This is a genomic window from Pseudomonas sp. GD04158 (genome assembly GCF_029834875.1).
GTDB lineage: Bacteria > Pseudomonadota > Gammaproteobacteria > Pseudomonadales > Pseudomonadaceae > Aquipseudomonas > Aquipseudomonas hydrolytica.
This window is the reverse complement of record NZ_JAODYT010000085.1, coordinates 1-16,719: the sequence shown is the minus strand read 5'-3', so window position 1 is coordinate 16,719 and position 16,719 is coordinate 1. Positions and strand designations below refer to the sequence as shown.

At 62.2% G+C, this 16,719-nt stretch carries 18 protein-coding genes; 12 read left to right on the top strand and 6 right to left on the bottom strand.

All coding sequences use genetic code 11. From position 1 onward, the window contains the following. From N7333_RS21315 to N7333_RS21305, 3 genes are all read left to right on the top strand, one after another. Positions 1–522, top strand: a 522-nt coding sequence (locus tag N7333_RS21315) for an ATP-binding cassette domain-containing protein (RefSeq protein WP_279859360.1), incomplete at its 5' end; no start/stop codon positions are given. 15 nt (positions 523–537) lie between these two features. Continuing rightward, positions 538–1,422 carry a ChaN family lipoprotein gene (locus N7333_RS21310; protein WP_096827266.1) on the top strand — a complete coding sequence of 295 codons (885 nt, stop codon included), beginning with the start codon at positions 538–540 and terminating at the stop codon, positions 1,420–1,422. Positions 1,423–1,481: 59 nt separating this feature from the next. After that, positions 1,482–1,889, top strand: coding sequence for a nuclear transport factor 2 family protein (locus tag N7333_RS21305; protein ID WP_011921081.1), 408 nt, complete (start codon positions 1,482–1,484; stop codon positions 1,887–1,889). A 261-nt stretch (positions 1,890–2,150) separates the two neighbouring features. Here N7333_RS21305 and N7333_RS21300 read toward each other — a convergent pair whose 3' ends face one another. The 4 genes from N7333_RS21300 to N7333_RS21285 form a co-directional block, all read right to left on the bottom strand. Further along, on the bottom strand, positions 2,151–2,948 hold the full coding sequence (locus N7333_RS21300; RefSeq protein WP_011921082.1) for a cyclic nucleotide-binding domain-containing protein: 798 nt from the start codon (positions 2,946–2,948) through the stop codon (positions 2,151–2,153). A gap of 105 nt (positions 2,949–3,053) precedes the next feature. After that, positions 3,054–3,326, bottom strand: coding sequence for a TfoX/Sxy family protein (locus N7333_RS21295; protein WP_096827265.1), 273 nt, complete (start codon positions 3,324–3,326; stop codon positions 3,054–3,056). Positions 3,327–3,407: 81 nt separating this feature from the next. Continuing rightward, on the bottom strand, positions 3,408–3,764 hold the full coding sequence (locus tag N7333_RS21290) for a pentapeptide repeat-containing protein (protein WP_003243145.1): 357 nt from the start codon (positions 3,762–3,764) through the stop codon (positions 3,408–3,410). Positions 3,765–3,839: 75 nt separating this feature from the next. Beyond that, positions 3,840–5,402: a bifunctional aminoglycoside phosphotransferase/ATP-binding protein gene (locus tag N7333_RS21285; protein WP_279859359.1), complete on the bottom strand. Its 1,563-nt coding sequence runs from the start codon at positions 5,400–5,402 to the stop codon at positions 3,840–3,842. A gap of 115 nt (positions 5,403–5,517) precedes the next feature. Between N7333_RS21285 and mrcB the strand changes: the two genes are divergently transcribed. The 3 genes from mrcB (at position 5,518) to N7333_RS21270 (ending at position 8,913) form a co-directional block, all read left to right on the top strand. After that, positions 5,518–7,836, top strand: coding sequence for a penicillin-binding protein 1B (mrcB, locus tag N7333_RS21280; RefSeq protein WP_011921084.1), 2,319 nt, complete (start codon positions 5,518–5,520; stop codon positions 7,834–7,836). 67 nt (positions 7,837–7,903) lie between these two features. Continuing rightward, positions 7,904–8,584, top strand: a complete 681-nt coding sequence (locus N7333_RS21275) for a bacterial transcriptional activator domain-containing protein (RefSeq protein WP_279859361.1) — start codon at positions 7,904–7,906, stop codon at positions 8,582–8,584. Further along, the gene (locus N7333_RS21270) at positions 8,584–8,913 is read left to right on the top strand and encodes a YqcC family protein (protein WP_003243152.1); all 330 of its coding nucleotides are present in this window, start codon (positions 8,584–8,586) and stop codon (positions 8,911–8,913) included. Before N7333_RS21275 ends, N7333_RS21270 begins: the two co-directional genes overlap by 1 nt. Positions 8,914–8,925: 12 nt before the next feature. Here the strand turns inward: N7333_RS21270 and N7333_RS21265 are convergent, their stop codons facing one another. Continuing rightward, positions 8,926–9,360: a DUF4124 domain-containing protein gene (locus N7333_RS21265; protein ID WP_003243154.1), complete on the bottom strand. Its 435-nt coding sequence runs from the start codon at positions 9,358–9,360 to the stop codon at positions 8,926–8,928. Positions 9,361–9,760: 400 nt separating this feature from the next. On the opposite strand from N7333_RS21265, the gene N7333_RS21260 reads away from it, so the two are divergent. Together N7333_RS21260 and ilvN are read left to right on the top strand one after the other, a co-directional pair. After that, entirely contained in the window at positions 9,761–11,485 is a 1,725-nt protein-coding gene (locus N7333_RS21260) for an acetolactate synthase 3 large subunit (protein ID WP_279859358.1), read from the top strand. Position 11,486: 1 nt separating this feature from the next. Continuing rightward, positions 11,487–11,978 (top strand): acetolactate synthase small subunit, encoded by a 492-nt coding sequence (ilvN, locus tag N7333_RS21255; protein WP_003243161.1) that lies wholly within the window; start codon positions 11,487–11,489, stop codon positions 11,976–11,978. 54 nt (positions 11,979–12,032) lie between these two features. Here the strand turns inward: ilvN and ilvY are convergent, their stop codons facing one another. Then, positions 12,033–12,914, bottom strand: a complete 882-nt coding sequence (gene ilvY / locus N7333_RS21250; protein ID WP_279859357.1) for an HTH-type transcriptional activator IlvY — start codon at positions 12,912–12,914, stop codon at positions 12,033–12,035. A 126-nt stretch (positions 12,915–13,040) separates the two neighbouring features. Here ilvY and ilvC point away from each other — a divergent pair, with 126 nt between their 5' ends. From ilvC to msrQ, 4 genes are all read left to right on the top strand, one after another. Beyond that, the gene (ilvC, locus tag N7333_RS21245) at positions 13,041–14,057 is read left to right on the top strand and encodes a ketol-acid reductoisomerase (RefSeq protein WP_011921089.1); all 1,017 of its coding nucleotides are present in this window, start codon (positions 13,041–13,043) and stop codon (positions 14,055–14,057) included. Positions 14,058–14,204: 147 nt separating this feature from the next. Then, positions 14,205–15,020, top strand: coding sequence for a CDP-diacylglycerol--serine O-phosphatidyltransferase (pssA, locus tag N7333_RS21240; RefSeq protein ID WP_129483970.1), 816 nt, complete (start codon positions 14,205–14,207; stop codon positions 15,018–15,020). Positions 15,021–15,086: 66 nt separating this feature from the next. Further along, entirely contained in the window at positions 15,087–16,097 is a 1,011-nt protein-coding gene (gene msrP / locus N7333_RS21235) for a protein-methionine-sulfoxide reductase catalytic subunit MsrP (protein WP_129483971.1), read from the top strand. Further along, on the top strand, positions 16,097–16,719 hold a 623-nt coding region (msrQ, locus tag N7333_RS21230; RefSeq protein ID WP_279859356.1), incomplete at its 3' end, for a protein-methionine-sulfoxide reductase heme-binding subunit MsrQ. The genes msrP and msrQ, both read left to right, overlap by 1 nt.

The window sequence follows — 16,719 nt, the reverse complement described above, 5'->3', positions numbered from 1 at the left end:
AGTTCGAGCCTGAATTTCGCCTTTCGCGTCGAGGAGGTGGTCGCCATGGGTCGGCTGCCCCACGACAGCGGTCGCATGCGCGATACGCAGATCGTTCAGGAGGCGCTGCATGCCGCCGATGCTGCGCATCTGGCCGGGCGCAGCTACCTGGCGTTGTCCGGCGGCGAGCGTCAGCGCGTGCACCTGGCGCGGGTGCTGGCGCAGCTGTGGCCGGGCGGTGAGGGGCAGATCCTGCTGCTCGATGAGCCGACCTCGATGCTCGATCCGCTGCATCAGCACACCTGCCTGCAGGCAGTTCGTCGCCTGGCCGAATCCGGCGTGGCGGTACTGGTGATTCTTCACGACCTCAATCTTGCCGCCCGTTACTGCGACCGTCTGCTATTGCTGGAGCGGGGCAGGGCGCACGCTCTGGGCACGCCGGCCGAGGTCTTGCGCGCCGAACCCCTGCAGGCCGTTTTCGGTCTGGAAGTCCTGGTGCAGACTCATCCCGAACGCGGTCACCCGCTGATCGTCGCCCGCTGAATCCTGGAGCCCTCGATGCGAGCCTTGCTGCTGAGTTGTCTGGTCCTGCTCGGCGCCTGCCAGAGCCAGAACATGTTGCCGCCACCGGCGCCGCTCGCCCCGCTGGGACGCGAGCATGTCAATTTCGCTCGCATCGTCGATCTGGCCAGCGGACAGACGATCAGCCCTGAGCAGTTGCTGGAACGCCTGGCGCCGGCCGAGCGGGTACTGGTCGGCGAGCAGCACGACAATCCCGATCACCATGCTCTGCAGCTCTGGCTATTGCGCGAGCTGTCGAAGCAGCGCCCACAGGGCAGCGTGCTGATGGAGATGCTCAACCCCGATCAGCAGAACAAGATCGACCAGGCACAGGCAGCTGCCCGTGCGGAACAGACGATCAGCGATCCGTTGGCGACCCTGGCCTGGCAGCCGGGCTGGAGCTGGTCTCTGTATGGGCCGCTGGTGCTGCATCAACTGCGACAGCCCTATCCGTTGCTCGCGGCCAATGTGGATCGTGCCGAGATCATGCAGATCTATCGCCAACGCCCGACGTTGCAGGGGCAGCGCTCCAGTGCCGTCGAGGTGCAGGAGCGCCTGCTGGAGGACATCCGCGCGTCGCATTGCGGCCTGCTGCCGGACAGTCAGTTGCCGGCGATGCTCGCCGTGCAGCAGCAGCGCGACCGGCGCATGGCCGAGGCGCTGCTGGCGGCACCGCAGCCCAGCCTGTTGCTGGCCGGAGCCTTTCATGTACGCAAGGATCTCGGCGTCCCCTTGCATCTGGCTGATCTGGGAGCTCAAGCGGGTAGTGCGGTGCTGATTCTGGCGGAGGTCGGGCGCGAGGTGGATGCCAGCATGGCCGATTACGCCTGGTTCACGGCCGCGCAGCCGCACCAGGATCACTGCGCCAAACTGCGACCCTAGCCGCTTTCCCGTCGCGGGCGGAAGGGTATCCTCGGCGTTTTGTCGATGGAGCCTGCACCATGCCCGCCGCCGTTCGCGACCTGCTGCAACGTTACTTTCAAGCGCTCAATGATCGCGATGCCCGCGCCTGTCTGGCGCTGGTCAGTGCCGACGTCACGCTGGAGCCCAACCAGGGCTTCGTCGAACACGGACGTGAGGCGTTTGCGGCCTATCTCGAGCGCCACATGCGTTGTTATCGCGAAAGCCTCGAGCAACTGGTGATACTGACCGAGCCGGACGGGCGTCATGCCGCGTGCGAGTACCGTGTACAGGGCGAGTATCTGGCCACCGACGAGGGGCTGCCGGAGGCCTGCGGCCAGCGCTACGAAGCACGCGTGGGGGCCTTTTTCGAGATGCAGGACGGTCTGATCAGCCGCATCAGCCTGCATTTCAATCTGCCGGACTGGCTGGCTCAGGTCGACGACTGAGGGTTTCGCATCGGGCCTTTTCCTCTGGCAAAAAAAGACCCGGCAAGAGCCGGGTCAATAACCGTGATTAGCCTGATGAGGAGATAATCTGAAGAGTCCGACTGAATGGTCTCTTTAGCTTATCGGCTGATCTCGCGACCAGTTGAGGTAATAATAACAATTCTCATTTCATAGTCAACGCCTTTCTTGAGAATTTTTCTCAGCGGCTCCGAAAACGCAAAACCCCGGCTTATGGCCGGGGTTCGTTTACCTGCAGCAGGTTCAGGAGATGGCAGGCTGACGCAGCTGGGTGACTTCCTTGTTCAGCAGGTCGATGCGGCGAGCCATGCTCTCGATCAGGCTGTGGGCGATGCGCGGGTTGCTCTGCATCAGGCTGAGAAACTGTTCCTTGGGGATCACCATCACTGTGCAGGGCTCGCTGGCGATCACCGTGGCGCTGCGCTTCTCGCGGGTGAACACGGCCATCGCGCCGAAAATCTCGTCCTTCTGCACATCGCCGACCTTCTGGCCGTCGACATGGGCTTCGGCGTGGCCCTCGATGATGATGAAGACGTGATCGGCCTCGTCACCCTGATGGATCAGCTCTTCGCCGGCGGCAAAATGCTGAAAACCGGTCGCCGGGCGAATCTCCGGCTGCTTGAGCCGCGCCAATGCGTCGGAGAGCAGGGCGGTGTGGCCGATCAGGTACTGGATGAACAGCTCCTGACGCTGTTCGCTGGCATAGATGTGCTGGAAAACCTCGCTGCGCGAGTAGGGGACCAGGCTGATGGGCTCTTCGCTGCTATAGCGGCAGGAGGGCAGGTCGATACCCTGGCGTAGGCCGACCAGGTCGCCTTCCTGCAGATAGAACAGCGGACGCTCGTCGACCACGGCGTGCAGCAGGCCATTCTCGATGATGAACAGCTGGTTGCCCGGCAGTACCTGGGCCAGGTCGTCGACCCGCTCCAGGCGCAGGGTGGCAGCCGTGGGTTGCAGCCCGTCCAGCAGTTGAGTGGGGATACTCTGCAGGCGATTGATCAACTGATCGGCGTAGGCCGGTTGCTCCCCGAGTAAATACATAACCGTAATTCCTTGAACTGGCTGGGCTGGCTGACCACACGAAGGTCCCTGAAACAATAGGCTGCGGCGACGTTCGAGTAAATCTCCGTGCGTTGGGGTTGTGAGCTAGCTCTTGTTGTCGTTCTGGCTGGCGTCCAATTTGCCGTTCAGTTCGGCCTTGTGGGCGGGCGGCAATTCGCTCCAGTGTATGTCGAGCAGCGCGCCTTCGATGGCATAGAGCAGGACCTTGGAGGCGCGAAAGCCGCGGGCTCTCACGGCGCGATAGGCGCCAACCGCACCGTAGCGGCGCAGGTCGTTGGCACTGTGGATGCCTACGGCGTGCAACCACTGCGCCGAGGTCTTGCCGAGATTCTTCAGGTGTTGGAGCTCGTCGTTCATTGCGCCTCCCTGCGTGCGGATGAAGGATTCACGTCGGTGTGCCTGCGGAAAAAGTGTAGCGGCCAATTGGGGATGTGCCGTTCAAGGCTCGGTCTGCCTGGTTCGATAGCGCAGGCGTGTGCCGAAATTCACCGACATGAGAATTTCGTCCGCGGTCAGTTCGACGGGAAAGTAGGCGCCGGAAATCTGCGCGTGGGCCAGGCTGGCGCCTTCGATCTTGGCCTTGCGCAGGTCGAGCCCGCGCAGGTCGGCACCGCGGAAATAGGCGTCGGTGAAGTTGACGCCCTCGGTGTCCAGGTTGCGTAGATCCAGCCCACGAAAGTCGCCGCCCGACATGTCCACCTCGGCGTCCTTGGGCTTCTTGGCATTGAAGCCCTTGACGTCGTCGTTGTGCAGCAGGGCGTAGAGCGGGTGATCAAGCTGGCGCGGCTGGCTCATGGTGGGTACCGGTGGTGGACTCACCGCCAGTATAGAAGCCTCGCCGCGCTTTGCCCGGTAGGGCCTTGCCGGGGGTCAGATCCCCGGCAGGCGTTGGCGGATGCGCTCGACCAGGCTGTCCAGGCTGGCGGCGTCGTGGGTGTCGACACGCTTGCTGTGGCTCAGCTCCGCCTCGTCGAGCGGCTCGCGCGCTGCCTGTTGCGCCTGTATCACTTCCAGGGTGGCGTCGGAGGGGTCTCTACCCTTACTCTGCCGCTGCTCCAGCCAGCTGGCGATCACGGCGTCGGGGGCCTGGCAGTCGAGAATCAGGAAGGGCACGCCGGTCTGCTCGGCAATTTCGCTGGCCGCCTGACGCTGCTCGAGCTTGAGGTAGGTGGCGTCGATTATCACCGGGAAGCCGGCCTGTAGCGTCTGGCGAGCGAGCTGGTGCAGGCGCTCGTAGGTAGCCTGGCTGGCTTGCGCGTTGTAGATGCCGCCGGCCAACTGGCCTTTGTCATCTGCGCTCTGCTCGCCGAACAGGCGCTTGCGCTCTACGTCGGAGCGCAAGCGAATGGTGCCGAGTGCCTCGACCAGACGCAGGGCGACATGGCTCTTGCCGACGGCCGAAACGCCATGGGTAATGACCAGGAAGGGCGAGGGGATGGCGCTGTAGCTTTCCGCCAGTGCGGCGTAACCGCGGTACTGGCGCAGAATGACCGCGCGCTGTACCGGGTTCTGCTCCTGGCCCAGGCGGAACAGCGCGACCTTGCCCCGCACCATGGCGCGGTAGGCCTTGTAGAAGTTCAGCAGGTGCAGCGCAGCGTAGTCGCCGGTGTGCTCCAGCCAGCCGCTGACGAAGCGGCGTGACAGGCACTTGAGGCCGCGGTCTTCCAGGTCCATGGCGAGAAAGGCGATATCCGCGGTGACGTCGGTCAGGCGGAAGGGCTCGTTGAATTCGATGCAATCGAACAGCACCACGCGACCGTCGATCTGTGCGGCGTTACCCAGGTGAATATCGCCGTGGCACTCGCGGATGAAGCCCTGCGCCTTGCGTTCGGCCAGCAGTGGCTGCAGGCGCTGATAGCTGGACTGCGCCCAGGCTTCGAGTGCTTCGAGTTGCTGCAGGTCCGCCTGCTCGCTGAGCATCGGGCGAATCTGGTCGAAGTTCTGCTGCACCGGAGCCATCACCGCTTCTGCGCTACCCAGCGGATGTTCCTGCGGTACCTGCGGTGCGTTCAGGTGAAAGGTGGCGATCTGCTCGGCCAGCGCATCGATATGGGCGTCGTTCAGTTCGCCGCGCGCCTGGATTTCGCTGAGCAGGTTCTCCTGGGGGAACTGGCGCATCTTCAGGGCGTACTCGATGGCCGGAGCGCCGTCGTTCAGAGTCGGTGCAGTTTCGCTACCACCAATCGGCAACACTTCCAGATACAAATCCTGGGTCAGGCGCTGGTTGAGGCGCAGCTCTTCTTCGCAAAAATGTTTGCGCGCATCGAGCGTGGTGAAGTCGAGAAAGCCGAAATTCACCGGTTTCTTGATCTTGTAGGCATAGGGGCCAGTGAGCAAAACCCAGGAAATATGGGTCTCTATCAGCTGAAAACCTTCCACCGGATGCGGATACAGGGCCGGGTTCTGCAATGCGGCAATCAGGGCTTGGCTCACGTTCGATCCTTGTTCTAGACGCTGTTTTAGGCCGGCATTATGGCGGCTGTGCGCGGCTCTGCAAACCATCCGGACGGCGCTGCTGGCCCTCATCTAAAGTGCGTATAATCCCGCCATGACTCGAAAACGCTCCCCCCGCTCAAGCAAGAAATCCCGTTCCTCCGGCCTGCGCCCCTGGCTCGCCTGGGGCCTCAAGCTCGGTCTCGTCGGCTTGGTCATCCTCGCCGGTTTTGCCGTCTATCTCGATGCCGTGGTGCAGGAGAAATTCTCCGGCAAGCGCTGGACGGTGCCGGCCAAGGTCTATGCACGTCCGCTGGAACTGTTCGTCGGCCAGAAGCTGGCCAAGGACGACTTCCTGCGCGAACTGGACGCCCTGGGTTATCGCCGCGAGAGCGCGGTGAAAGGCCCGGGGGCGGTATCGGTGGCGGGCAACAATATCGAACTGCACAGCCGCGGGTTCCAGTTCTACGAGGGCGCCGAGCCGTCGCAGCATGTGCGGGTGCGCTTCTCCGGCGATTTCGTGGCGGGGCTGACGCAGGCCGATGGCAGCAATCTGGCCGTGGCGCGTCTGGAGCCTTTGCTGATCGGTGGGCTGTACCCGGCGCATCAGGAAGATCGCATCCTGATCAAGCTGGATCAGGTGCCGGCCTATCTCATCGATGCACTGGTGGCAGTGGAGGACCGCGACTATTTCGATCACTTCGGCGTCTCGCCCAAGGGCATCGCCCGTGCGCTGTGGATCAACGCCACCTCCGGTCGTCTGGTGCAGGGCGGCAGTACCCTGACCCAGCAGTTGGTGAAGAACTTCTACCTGACCAACGAACGCACGCTCGGGCGCAAGATCACCGAAGCGATGATGGCCGTGCTGCTGGAGTTGCATTACGACAAGCGCGAGATTCTCGAGGCGTACATGAACGAGGTGTTCCTCGGTCAGGACGGTCAACGCGCGGTCCACGGCTTCGGCCTGGCCAGTCAGTATTTCTTCAGTCAGCCGGTTTCCGAGCTCAAGCTCGAGCAGGTCGCGTTGCTGGTCGGCATGGTCAAGGGGCCGACCTTCTACAACCCGAGGCGCAACCCCGAGCGTGCGCTGGAGCGCCGCAATCTGGTGCTTGATCTGCTGGCGGAGCAGGGGTCGATCAGCCTCGAGGAAGCGGCTGCGGCCAAGCAGCGGCCGCTGGGTGTGACCACGCGTGGCAGCATGGCGGACAGTTCTTTCCCGGCGTTCCTCGACCTGGTCAAGCGTCAGCTGCGTGAAGACTATCGAGAGCAGGATCTGACCGAGGAAGGCTTGCGCATCTTCACCAGTTTCGACCCGATCCTGCAGCTCAAGGCCGAAGAGGCACTGGCCGAGACGCTCAAGCGCCTGGCCGGGCGCAAGGGGGTGGACGAGGTGCAGGCCGGGATGGTGGTGACCAATCCCGAGACCGGTGAGGTCCAGGCGCTGATCGGCAGCAGGCAGCCGCGCTTTGCCGGCTTCAACCGCGCGCTGGATGCGGTGCGGCCGATCGGCTCGCTGATCAAGCCGGCGATCTACCTGGCGGCCCTGGAGCGGCCGAGCCAGTACACCCTGACCAGCTGGCTGGAGGACGAACCCTTCTCCATCAAGGGGCAGGACGGGCAGGTCTGGACGCCGCAGAACTTCGATCGCAAGGCGCATGGCACCATCTATCTGTACCAAGGCCTGGCTCAGTCCTACAACCTGTCCACGGCCAAGCTCGGCCTGGAGATCGGCGTGCCCAACGTGCTCAAGACTCTCGAGCGGCTTGGGGTGGAGCGCAAGTGGCCGGCCTATCCCTCGATGCTGCTGGGGGCAGGCGCATTGACGCCGATGGAGGTGGCGGACATGTACCAGACCCTGGCCAACGGCGGCTTCAACACACCGTTGCGTGGCATTCGCAGTGTGCTCACCGCCGATGGTGAGCCGCTCGGGCGTTATCCCTTCCAGATCCAGCAGCGCTTCGATCCCGGCGCCATCTACCTGGTGCAGAACGCCATGCAGCGCACCATGCGCGAGGGCACCGGGCGCTCGGTCTACAACCAGCTGCCCAGTTCGCTGAATCTGGCCGGCAAGACCGGTACCAGCAACGACTCGCGCGACAGCTGGTTCGCCGGTTTTAGCCAGGACCTGCTGGCCGTGGTGTGGCTCGGCCGTGACGATAACGGTCCGACGCCCCTGACCGGCGCCACGGGGGCCCTGCAGGTATGGGCGGGTTTCATGCGCAAGGCCGATCCGCTGCCGCTGGACATGCCGATGCCGGACAACGTCGCCCAGGCCTGGGTGGACCGTCAGACCGGTCTGGGCTCGGCCTCGGGGTGCCCGAATGCGGTACAGATGCCTTATATTCGCGGCAGTGAGCCGGCCCCGGGCTCCGCCTGTGGATTCCAGGCCCCGGTCGAGTCGGTGATGGACTGGGTACGCGGCTGGTTGGATTGATGGCCGAGTCGTAGGGCTCGGTGTGACCTTGAGAGGATTGGATGTGAACAAGAAGTGGCTTGCCACGATGCTGGCAACAGCGGTGCTGGGTGGTTGCAGTACGGTGCCGCAGGGCTCCATTCCGGTGGTCGATGCCGGAACTCCCCTGTCGTCCGGCGGTGCCGGTCCGGCGCCGACCCAGGGGCCGGCAGCCGCACCGCAGCGTATCGAGGAGGACTCCGGTGTGGTGGTCATGGTGCCGCAAGGCGCCATCTCCACGCCTTTGCAGACCGATTCGCAGCCGATCACTTCCAGCGGCGGCCTGACCTTCGACCCTCCCGTCAGCAGCCAGCCTCCGGCTCCGCAGCAGGGCGGGTTCGGTTCTTCCGCGCCGAGCATGCCCAGCGGTATCCCCAGCGGTGGTGGCCTGGCCGCAGACGAACAGCTCGATGGTCCTGTGCTGGCCCTGCTGACCACGGCGCAGCAACAACAGGGCGGCGGTGATCTGAATGGTGCGGCGTCCAGCCTGGAGCGGGCTCAGCGTATCGCGCCACGTGAGCCGCAGGTGCTCTACCGTCTGGCCGAGGTGCGTCTGGCCCAGGGGGATGCCGCTCAGGCCGAGCAGCTCGCCCGCCGTGGCCTGACCTACGCTGGCGGACGTCCTGCCCTGCAGGCAGGTCTGTGGGGGTTGATCGCTCAGGCGCGCGAGCGGCAGGGTGATCCTGCGGGAGCCGCTCAGGCTCGCGAGCGCGCGAGGGTCAACCTCTGATGGACGCTCGTGTGGCGCCGCTGGCCGAGCAACTGCTGTTGATCGAGCGGGAATTGCGCGTGCTCGGTTGGTGGCAGGAGCAGGCGCCAAGCGCCGAGGCCTTGGCCAGCCAGGAACCGTTCTGCGTCGATACCCTGACGTTCGAGCAATGGTTGCAATGGATTTTCCTACCGCGAATGAAACTCCTGCTGGAAACAGGCGCTCAGTTGCCGTCGGTATCGGGAATTCAGGCGATGGCCGAGATGGTCTATCGCGAGCAGCCGGGCCTTGCGCGTCGGCTGCTGGAGCTGCTGGGCGAATTCGATCGCTTGCTCACTCGCGCGCCCTAGGGCGCGCGGGCATCACTGGCAGTTTTCCGTGATGGATTTCTTCAGGTCGGCGATACGCTCCTGGCGCTCGTTCTCGTCGATACGGCGTACTTCTCCACCGTCATCAAGGCGCAGGCGCGGATTGTTTTCCAGCTGAGCCAGATTGGTGCGGGCCGTCTCGCAATACTTCTTGCGCTCGGCCTCCTGCTTCGCCACGTCCTCTTTGACCTTCTTGTCGATGGCGGCCTGCTCCGGGTCGAGCAGCTCTTCGACGCTCGGCGCCGGCTCGCTCGGGGTCGGGCGGGGAGGTGGCGCAGCGGTGTTGATGGTAGTGGCCTGCTGGCCTTGCGGTGGCTGCGCGCCGAAGTGAGTCACGCCGTTTTCATCCACCCACTTGTAGACCTGGCTGGCCATGGCGGTTGCGCTCAGAGCGAGCATCAAGCTGCCAGTTAGAATCATGTGGCGCATGCGGTTTCCTTTATCGAGAGCTGCGGTGCTGCTGGTTACTATAACCAAAAGCCGGCAATCGTCATCCTGCGCTGCGTCACAGCGGCGGGTTGAATAATAGGTTACACATCTCTTGACTTGCCCTTGCCGAACCCGAACAATCCAGCCTTCCCCGCAGTGGAGTCCGCCGCAAGCGTCCTCCAGCTCGGGGAAAAGAGGCGCTACCCGCGCCGAACCGTGACACCCGCTACGCGTTACCTCGCGCTGGGAGGGTCAGCCCCGCAAGACCATGGGCTGCTCCGTTACTCGTCAAGCTGATGTTCCGAATCCACGATCACCGTCGTGCGTGTCCGCTGACAGTAAGAACCTACTTAGGGCTACCCGTTGCGGGTGGCATACTGGCGTTCAAGAGGTGAACAACGTGGAGCTCTTATCTGGCGCTGAAATGGTCGTCCGCTTCCTGCGTGACGAAGGCGTTAAGTACATCTACGGGTACCCGGGTGGTGCCCTCCTGCATATTTACGATGCCCTGTTCAAAGAACCGGAAGTGACTCACATCCTGGTTCGCCACGAGCAGGCCGCTACCCATATGGCTGACGGCTATGCCCGCGCCACCGGCAAGGCCGGTGTGGTGCTGGTGACCTCCGGCCCGGGCGCGACCAACGCCATCACCGGCATTGCCACCGCCTACATGGATTCCATCCCGATGGTGGTGATCTCCGGTCAGGTGCCGAGCGCCATGGTCGGTACCGATGCCTTCCAGGAAACCGACATGGTCGGTATTTCCCGCCCGATCGTGAAGCACAGCTTCATCATCAAGCACCCCTCGGAAATCCCCGAAGTGCTGAAGAAGGCGTTCTATCTCGCCGAGTCTGGTCGTCCCGGCCCGGTCGTGGTCGACATTCCGAAGGACATGGGCGATCCGACCCAGAAGTTCGAATACGTCTACCCGAAGAAGGTCAAGCTGCGCTCCTACAGCCCGGCGGTGCGTGGCCACTCCGGCCAGATCCGCAAGGCTGCCGAGATGCTCCTGGCCGCCAAGCGTCCGGTCATGTATTCCGGCGGTGGCGTGATCATGGGCGGGGCTTCCGCGCCGCTGACCGAACTGGCGCAGATGCTCAACCTGCCGGTGACCAATACCCTGATGGGTCTCGGTGGTTATCCGGGCACCGACCGCCAGTTCATCGGCATGCTCGGCATGCACGGCAGCTACACCGCCAATCTGGCCATGCACCACGCCGATGTGATCCTGGCGGTCGGTGCGCGTTTCGATGATCGCGTGATCAACGGTGCGGCCAAGTTCTGCCCGAACGCCAAGATCATTCATATCGACATCGACCCGGCTTCGATCTCCAAGACCATCAAGGCCGACATCCCGATCGTTGGCCCGGTGGACAGCGTGCTGACCGAGATGGTCGCCATCCTCAAGGAAATCGGTGAAACCCCGAACAAGGACACCGTTGCCAGCTGGTGGAAGCAGATCGACGAGTGGCGCGCCGGTGGCCGTCTGTTCCCCTACAACGAGGGCGACGGTTCGATCATCAAGCCGCAGACCGTGATCGAAACCCTGTGCGAAGTGACCCGAGGCGATGCCTACGTCACCTCCGATGTCGGCCAGCACCAGATGTTCGCCGCGCAGTATTACAAGTTCAACAAGCCCAATCGCTGGATCAACTCCGGTGGCCTGGGCACCATGGGCTTCGGTTTCCCGGCGGCCATGGGCATCAAGCTGAACTTCCCGGATGCCGACGTGGCGTGCGTGACCGGTGAAGGCAGCATCCAGATGAATATCCAGGAGCTGTCGACCTGCCTGCAGTACGACCTGCCGGTAAAGATCGTCAACCTGAACAACGGCGCTCTCGGCATGGTCCGCCAGTGGCAGGACATGCAGTACAACAGCCGTTATTCGCACTCCTACATGGAGTCGCTGCCGGACTTCGTCAAACTGGCCGAAGCCTACGGTCACGTCGGCATGCGCATCACCGAGCTGAAGGACCTCAAGCCCAAACTCGAGGAAGCCTTCGCTCTGAAGAATCGCCTGGTATTCCTCGATATCGCGGTGGATTCCAGCGAGCACGTCTATCCGATGCAGATCAGAGACGGCGCGATGCGTGACATGTGGCTGAGCAAGACGGAGCGGACCTAAGATGCGACATATCATCTCCCTGCTGCTGGAAAACGAGCCGGGCGCACTGTCCCGCGTGGTCGGTCTGTTCTCCCAGCGTAACTACAACATCGAAAGCCTCACCGTTGCGCCAACCGAGGATCCGACGCTGTCGCGCCTGACCCTCACCACCGTTGGCCATGACGAGGTGATCGAGCAGATCACCAAGAACCTCAACAAGCTGGTTGAGGTGGTCAAGCTGGTCAACCTGTCGGAAAGCGCCCACATCGAGCGCGAGCTGATGCTGGTGAAGATCAAGGCCACCGGCGCCCAGCGCGCCGAGGTCAAGCGCACCACCGACATCTTCCGCGGCCAGATCGTGGACGTGACCAGCAGCGTCTACACCGTGCAGCTGACCGGTACCAGCGACAAGCTCGATAGCTTCATCCAGGCCATCGGCACCGCGTCGATCCTGGAAACCGTGCGCAGCGGTGTCACCGGCATCGCTCGCGGCGACAAGGTACTGAGCATCTGATCGCTGTGCTAATAGAAAGCCCCGCCTGGTGCGGGGCTTTTTATTGCCTGAAATTCAGCGCTGGCGATTCCAGAACGCAGCGATCAGAGGGTCCTTGAGGCGTTTTTCCAGGGCGAACAGGCCGATGTCATACGCGGTGAGCGGTGGCTGGATGTCGTAGAGGCGAATACGCGCGGTCAGCGGGCTGTTGTCCAGCACGATCTGCGGCACCACGCCAATACCGAAGCCCAGGCTCACCATGCTGACGATGGCCTCGTTGCCGCTGACCTGGGCATAGATGCGCGGCTTGATGTTGTGACTTTTCAGCCAGCGATCGGTGCGCGTTCGAGCCAGGCCTTCTTCCGAGAGAATCATCGGCACGTCCTTCCAGCTCTCGGCTGTCGGATGCTTAAGCTGTTCCTCGTTCAGCAGTTGCGGCGCTAGCGGACCGATAAAGCGGAGCTCCGAGCGTGTTATCGACTGAAATTCCACCCCGGCCGGCAGGCTGTCGGGGAGGGCGCCGATGGCCAGATCCTCCAGTCCCTGCTGCACACGTTCGACGGCTTTCGCCGGATCACCGGTGTGCAGCTTCATCTCGATGCGTGGGTAATCCTGGCGGAAGCTGCTGAGGATGTCGTAGAGGAAGCTGTAACTCGCGGTGACCGAGCAATACAGCGACAGCTCGCCATGCAGGTTCAACTGGTCCTGCATGAAGGTCTGGCGAATCGCCTGCCAACCATTGATGACCTCGCTCGCATACTCGCGAAACTGCTGGCCTTCGCGGGTCAGGCGCACCGAGCGGTTGTCGCGTACGAACAGCGCGGCGCCCAGTTCGTCCTCGAGTTGCTTGATGCTGCGGCTGAGTGCGGACGGGCTGACATGCTGCTCGCGGCTGGTGCGGCCGAAGTGCAGATTGTCCGCCAGGGAAAGAAAAAGCCTGAGGGAGTGGCTGTCCATTTATGTTTCATATATTGGCATGTTGTATTGCAAATATATCATTTTACGCAATGGTAAGGATCACTTAAGGTGTCCTGGTAGCGGTGCCTTGCGCCCCATCCCTTTCGATTCTAAAGAGCCAAGAACATGAAAGTTTATTACGACAAAGATTGCGATCTCTCCATCATCCAGGGCAAGAAAGTCGCCATCATCGGTTACGGCTCGCAGGGCCACGCTCAGGCCTGCAACCTGAAAGATTCCGGCGTCGATGTCACCATCGGCCTGCGTAAAGGCTCCGCTACCGTTGCCAAGGCCGAGGCCCATGGCCTGAAAGTGACCGACGTGGCCAGCGCCGTTGCCGCTGCCGACCTCGTCATGATCCTGACCCCGGACGAGTTCCAGGGCCAGCTGTACAAGAACGAGATCGAGCCGAACATCAAGAAGGGCGCGACCCTGGCCTTCTCCCACGGTTTCGCCATTCACTACAACCAGGTCGTTCCGCGCGCCGACCTCGACGTGATCATGATCGCGCCGAAGGCCCCGGGCCACACCGTCCGTACCGAGTTCGTCAAAGGCGGCGGAATCCCTGACCTCATCGCCGTTTACCAGGACGCTTCCGGCAATGCCAAGAACGTCGCCCTGTCCTACGCCTCGGGCGTTGGTGGCGGCCGTACCGGCATCATCGAAACCACCTTCAAGGACGAGACCGAAACCGACCTGTTCGGCGAGCAGGCCGTTCTCTGTGGCGGTACCGTCGAGCTGGTCAAGGCCGGTTTCGAAACTCTGGTCGAAGCCGGCTACGCGCCGGAAATGGCCTACTTCGAGTGCCTGCACGAACTGAAGCTGATCGTTGACCTCATGTACGAAGGCGGCATCGCCAACATGAACTACTCGATCTCCAACAACGCCGAGTACGGCGAATACGTGACCGGCCCGGAAGTGATCAACGCCGAATCCCGTCAGGCCATGCGCAATGCTCTGAAGCGTATCCAGGACGGCGAATACGCCAAGATGTTCATCAGCGAAGGCGCCACTGGCTACCCGTCGATGACCGCCAAGCGTCGTAACAACGCCGCTCACGGTATCGAAGTCATCGGTGAGCAACTGCGTGCGATGATGCCGTGGATCGCTGCCAACAAGATCGTCGACAAGACCAAGAACTAAGGTCTGCGATGTGCGAAAGAACGCGGCTTTATGCCGCGTTTTTTCATTCTGCGGCGAGGCTTCTGGTATAAAGCCAGCTCACTGGAGGGCGAACTGAGCGCAGTCGCCCCGGTCGAAATTCGTCAAACCCGTTGCAAGGTGCTGTTCATGAGTGAAGGTCCCGAGGATCAAAAGCCGGCTGGCGACAACCTGGAAAGCCTGCTGCCGATCGACGAGCACGTAGAGGAAGTGCAGGACGCGGAAGGGCGCAAGGTACGTCATCGTGGTATCTATCTGCTGCCCAATCTGTTCACCACGGCCAATCTGTTCGCCGGTTTCTACTCCATCATCAATGCGATGAACGGTAACTTCTACGTTGCAGCTGCCGCCGTGTTCGTGGCCATGGTGCTCGATAGTCTGGATGGCCGCGTTGCGCGCCTGACCAACACCCAGAGCGCCTTTGGCGCCGAGTATGATTCGCTGTCCGACATGGTCGCCTTTGGTGTCGCTCCGGCATTGCTGGCCTTCGAATGGGCGCTGGGCAGCATGGGCAAGGTTGGTTGGATGGTGGCCTTCATCTACGTGGCGGGGGCTGCCTTGCGTCTGGCTCGCTTCAATACGCAGATCGGCAGCGTCGACAAGCGCTACTTCATCGGGCTGGCCAGCCCGGCTGCGGCCGGCGTCGTAGCCGGCACGGTCTGGGCATTCAGCGATTTCGGTATCAAGGGCTCGAACATGGCTTTTGCCGTGGCTCTGCTGGTCGCTGCCGCAGGTTGCTTGATGGTCAGCAATATCAAGTACTACAGCTTCAAGGATCTGGACCTGAAGGGGCGTGTCCCTTTCGTTGCGATTCTGGTGGTTGTGCTGGTCTTCGCCGTGGTGTTCAGCGATCCGCCGCGCATTCTGTTGCTGATTTTCCTGGCCTACGCATTTTCCGGCCCCATTCAGTACTTGTTGCAGCTGCGTCGTCGTAAATCAGTCTGACCCTGTAATTTCTTCCGCACTCCGTGGTCTACAGTTCGTTTTCCGAACTGTAGTCGCGGAGTTGCCATGCTCATCAGAGTTCCTCCCTCTTCTCGGGCTCTCGAGTCCGAAGTCACGCCTGAGTCCGTTTACCTCTCTCGTCGCAAACTGATGCAGGGCTCGCTGGCGCTGGCAGCCATGACTGCCATGCCGGGTCTGGCCAGTGCTGACACTCCAGGTGTCTACGCCGATGTCGAGCCGTCAAAGGCTCCAGGCTGGTTTCAAGAGAAGCTGGCAGCGGCGCGTTGGCAGGCGATAACCGCTGAAGGTGAAAGCATCACGCCCTTCAAGGACGCCACGCACTACAACAACTTCTATGAGTTCGGTACAGGCAAGGGCGACCCTGCGGCCAATGCCGGCAAGTTGCAGGTCGAGCCCTGGACGGTCATGGTCGATGGCGAAGTGAGCAAGCCAGGGCGCTACTCCATCGAGGATCTGGTCAAGCCGCATGCATTCGAAGAACGCATCTACAGGCTGCGCTGCGTCGAGGCCTGGTCCATGGTCATTCCCTGGCTGGGGTTCCCTCTGGCTGATCTTCTCAAGCAGGTCGACCCCACCTCGTCGGCTCGCTATGTGCGCTTCGAGACGCTGGTCGATCGTGAGCGCATGCCGGGGCAGCGCTCGGGGTTCTCGCTGATCGATTGGCCCTATGTCGAGGGGCTGCGGCTGGATGAGGCCATGCATCCGTTGGCTTTTATGGCGGTGGGTATGTATGGGCGAGTGCTGCCGAACCAGAATGGGGCGCCACTGCGCCTGGTGGTGCCGTGGAAGTATGGCTTCAAGAGCATCAAGTCCATCGTGCGCATCAGTCTGGTCGAAGAAGCGCCCAAGACCACCTGGGAGCGCATCGCGCCTAACGAGTATGGCTTCTATGCCAACGTCAATCCGCAGGTCGACCATCCTCGCTGGTCGCAGGCAACCGAACGCCGACTGCCCAGTGGCCTGTTCAGTCCGAATGTGATCGATACGCGCATGTTCAATGGCTATGAGGAGGTCGCTGATCTCTACGCAGGCATGGATCTGGCGAGGTACTACTGATGCGCTACAGGCTCTGGCGCTTCGGCGTATTCCTGGCTGCATCGGTGCCGCCGCTTTATTGGTTGTACTGCGCCGCCTTCAATCTGCTGGGGCCTGATCCCGGCAAGGCGCTGGTAGATAACCTGGGCCTCGGTGCCTTGATCCTTCTGCTGATCACCCTGGCCATGACACCGCTGCAGCAGCTGACTCGCTGGGGAGGCTGGATAGCGGTTAGGCGGCAACTGGGGCTTTGGTGCTTTGCCTATGCCGCTTTGCATCTGTCGGGCTATGTGCTGTTTATTGCCGGGCTGCGGCTGGAGCTGGTGCTACGCGACCTTTCCGAACGTCCCTATATCATTGTGGGAGCGCTGGCTTTTGTCGGGCTCCTGATGTTGGCCGTTACCTCGAACCGCTTCAGCATCCGGAGGCTGGGCCGTAAGTGGAAGACGCTGCACCGCCTGGTCTACATCATCCTGCTGCTGGCCTTGCTGCATATGCTCTGGGTGGTGCGTGCCGATCTGGGCGAGTGGCTCGCTTATGCGCTCATGGGCGGAGGGCTGCTGCTGACGCGTGTCTCTGTCGTAGCGAGTGGGTTGCAGCGAGCTGGCGCCCTCTGTCGAGAAAATCCGAAGAAAGTTGAAAT

Excerpts from the sequence above, each read along its gene's own strand:
- N7333_RS21310 (WP_096827266.1), top strand. The coding sequence starts at position 538 with ATGCGAGCCTTGCTGCTGAGTTGTCTGGTCCTGCTCGGCGCCTGCCAG.
- N7333_RS21305 (WP_011921081.1), top strand. The coding sequence starts at position 1,482 with ATGCCCGCCGCCGTTCGCGACCTGCTGCAACGTTACTTTCAAGCGCTC.
- N7333_RS21300 (WP_011921082.1), bottom strand. The coding sequence starts at position 2,948 with ATGTATTTACTCGGGGAGCAACCGGCCTACGCCGATCAGTTGATCAAT.
- N7333_RS21295 (WP_096827265.1), bottom strand. The coding sequence starts at position 3,326 with ATGAACGACGAGCTCCAACACCTGAAGAATCTCGGCAAGACCTCGGCG.
- N7333_RS21290 (WP_003243145.1), bottom strand. The coding sequence starts at position 3,764 with ATGAGCCAGCCGCGCCAGCTTGATCACCCGCTCTACGCCCTGCTGCAC.
- mrcB (WP_011921084.1), top strand. The coding sequence starts at position 5,518 with ATGACTCGAAAACGCTCCCCCCGCTCAAGCAAGAAATCCCGTTCCTCC.
- N7333_RS21275 (WP_279859361.1), top strand. The coding sequence starts at position 7,904 with ATGCTGGCAACAGCGGTGCTGGGTGGTTGCAGTACGGTGCCGCAGGGC.
- N7333_RS21270 (WP_003243152.1), top strand. The coding sequence starts at position 8,584 with ATGGACGCTCGTGTGGCGCCGCTGGCCGAGCAACTGCTGTTGATCGAG.
- N7333_RS21265 (WP_003243154.1), bottom strand. The coding sequence starts at position 9,360 with ATGCGCCACATGATTCTAACTGGCAGCTTGATGCTCGCTCTGAGCGCA.
- ilvN (WP_003243161.1), top strand. The coding sequence starts at position 11,487 with ATGCGACATATCATCTCCCTGCTGCTGGAAAACGAGCCGGGCGCACTG.
- ilvY (WP_279859357.1), bottom strand. The coding sequence starts at position 12,914 with ATGGACAGCCACTCCCTCAGGCTTTTTCTTTCCCTGGCGGACAATCTG.
- ilvC (WP_011921089.1), top strand. The coding sequence starts at position 13,041 with ATGAAAGTTTATTACGACAAAGATTGCGATCTCTCCATCATCCAGGGC.
- pssA (WP_129483970.1), top strand. The coding sequence starts at position 14,205 with ATGAGTGAAGGTCCCGAGGATCAAAAGCCGGCTGGCGACAACCTGGAA.
- msrP (WP_129483971.1), top strand. The coding sequence starts at position 15,087 with ATGCTCATCAGAGTTCCTCCCTCTTCTCGGGCTCTCGAGTCCGAAGTC.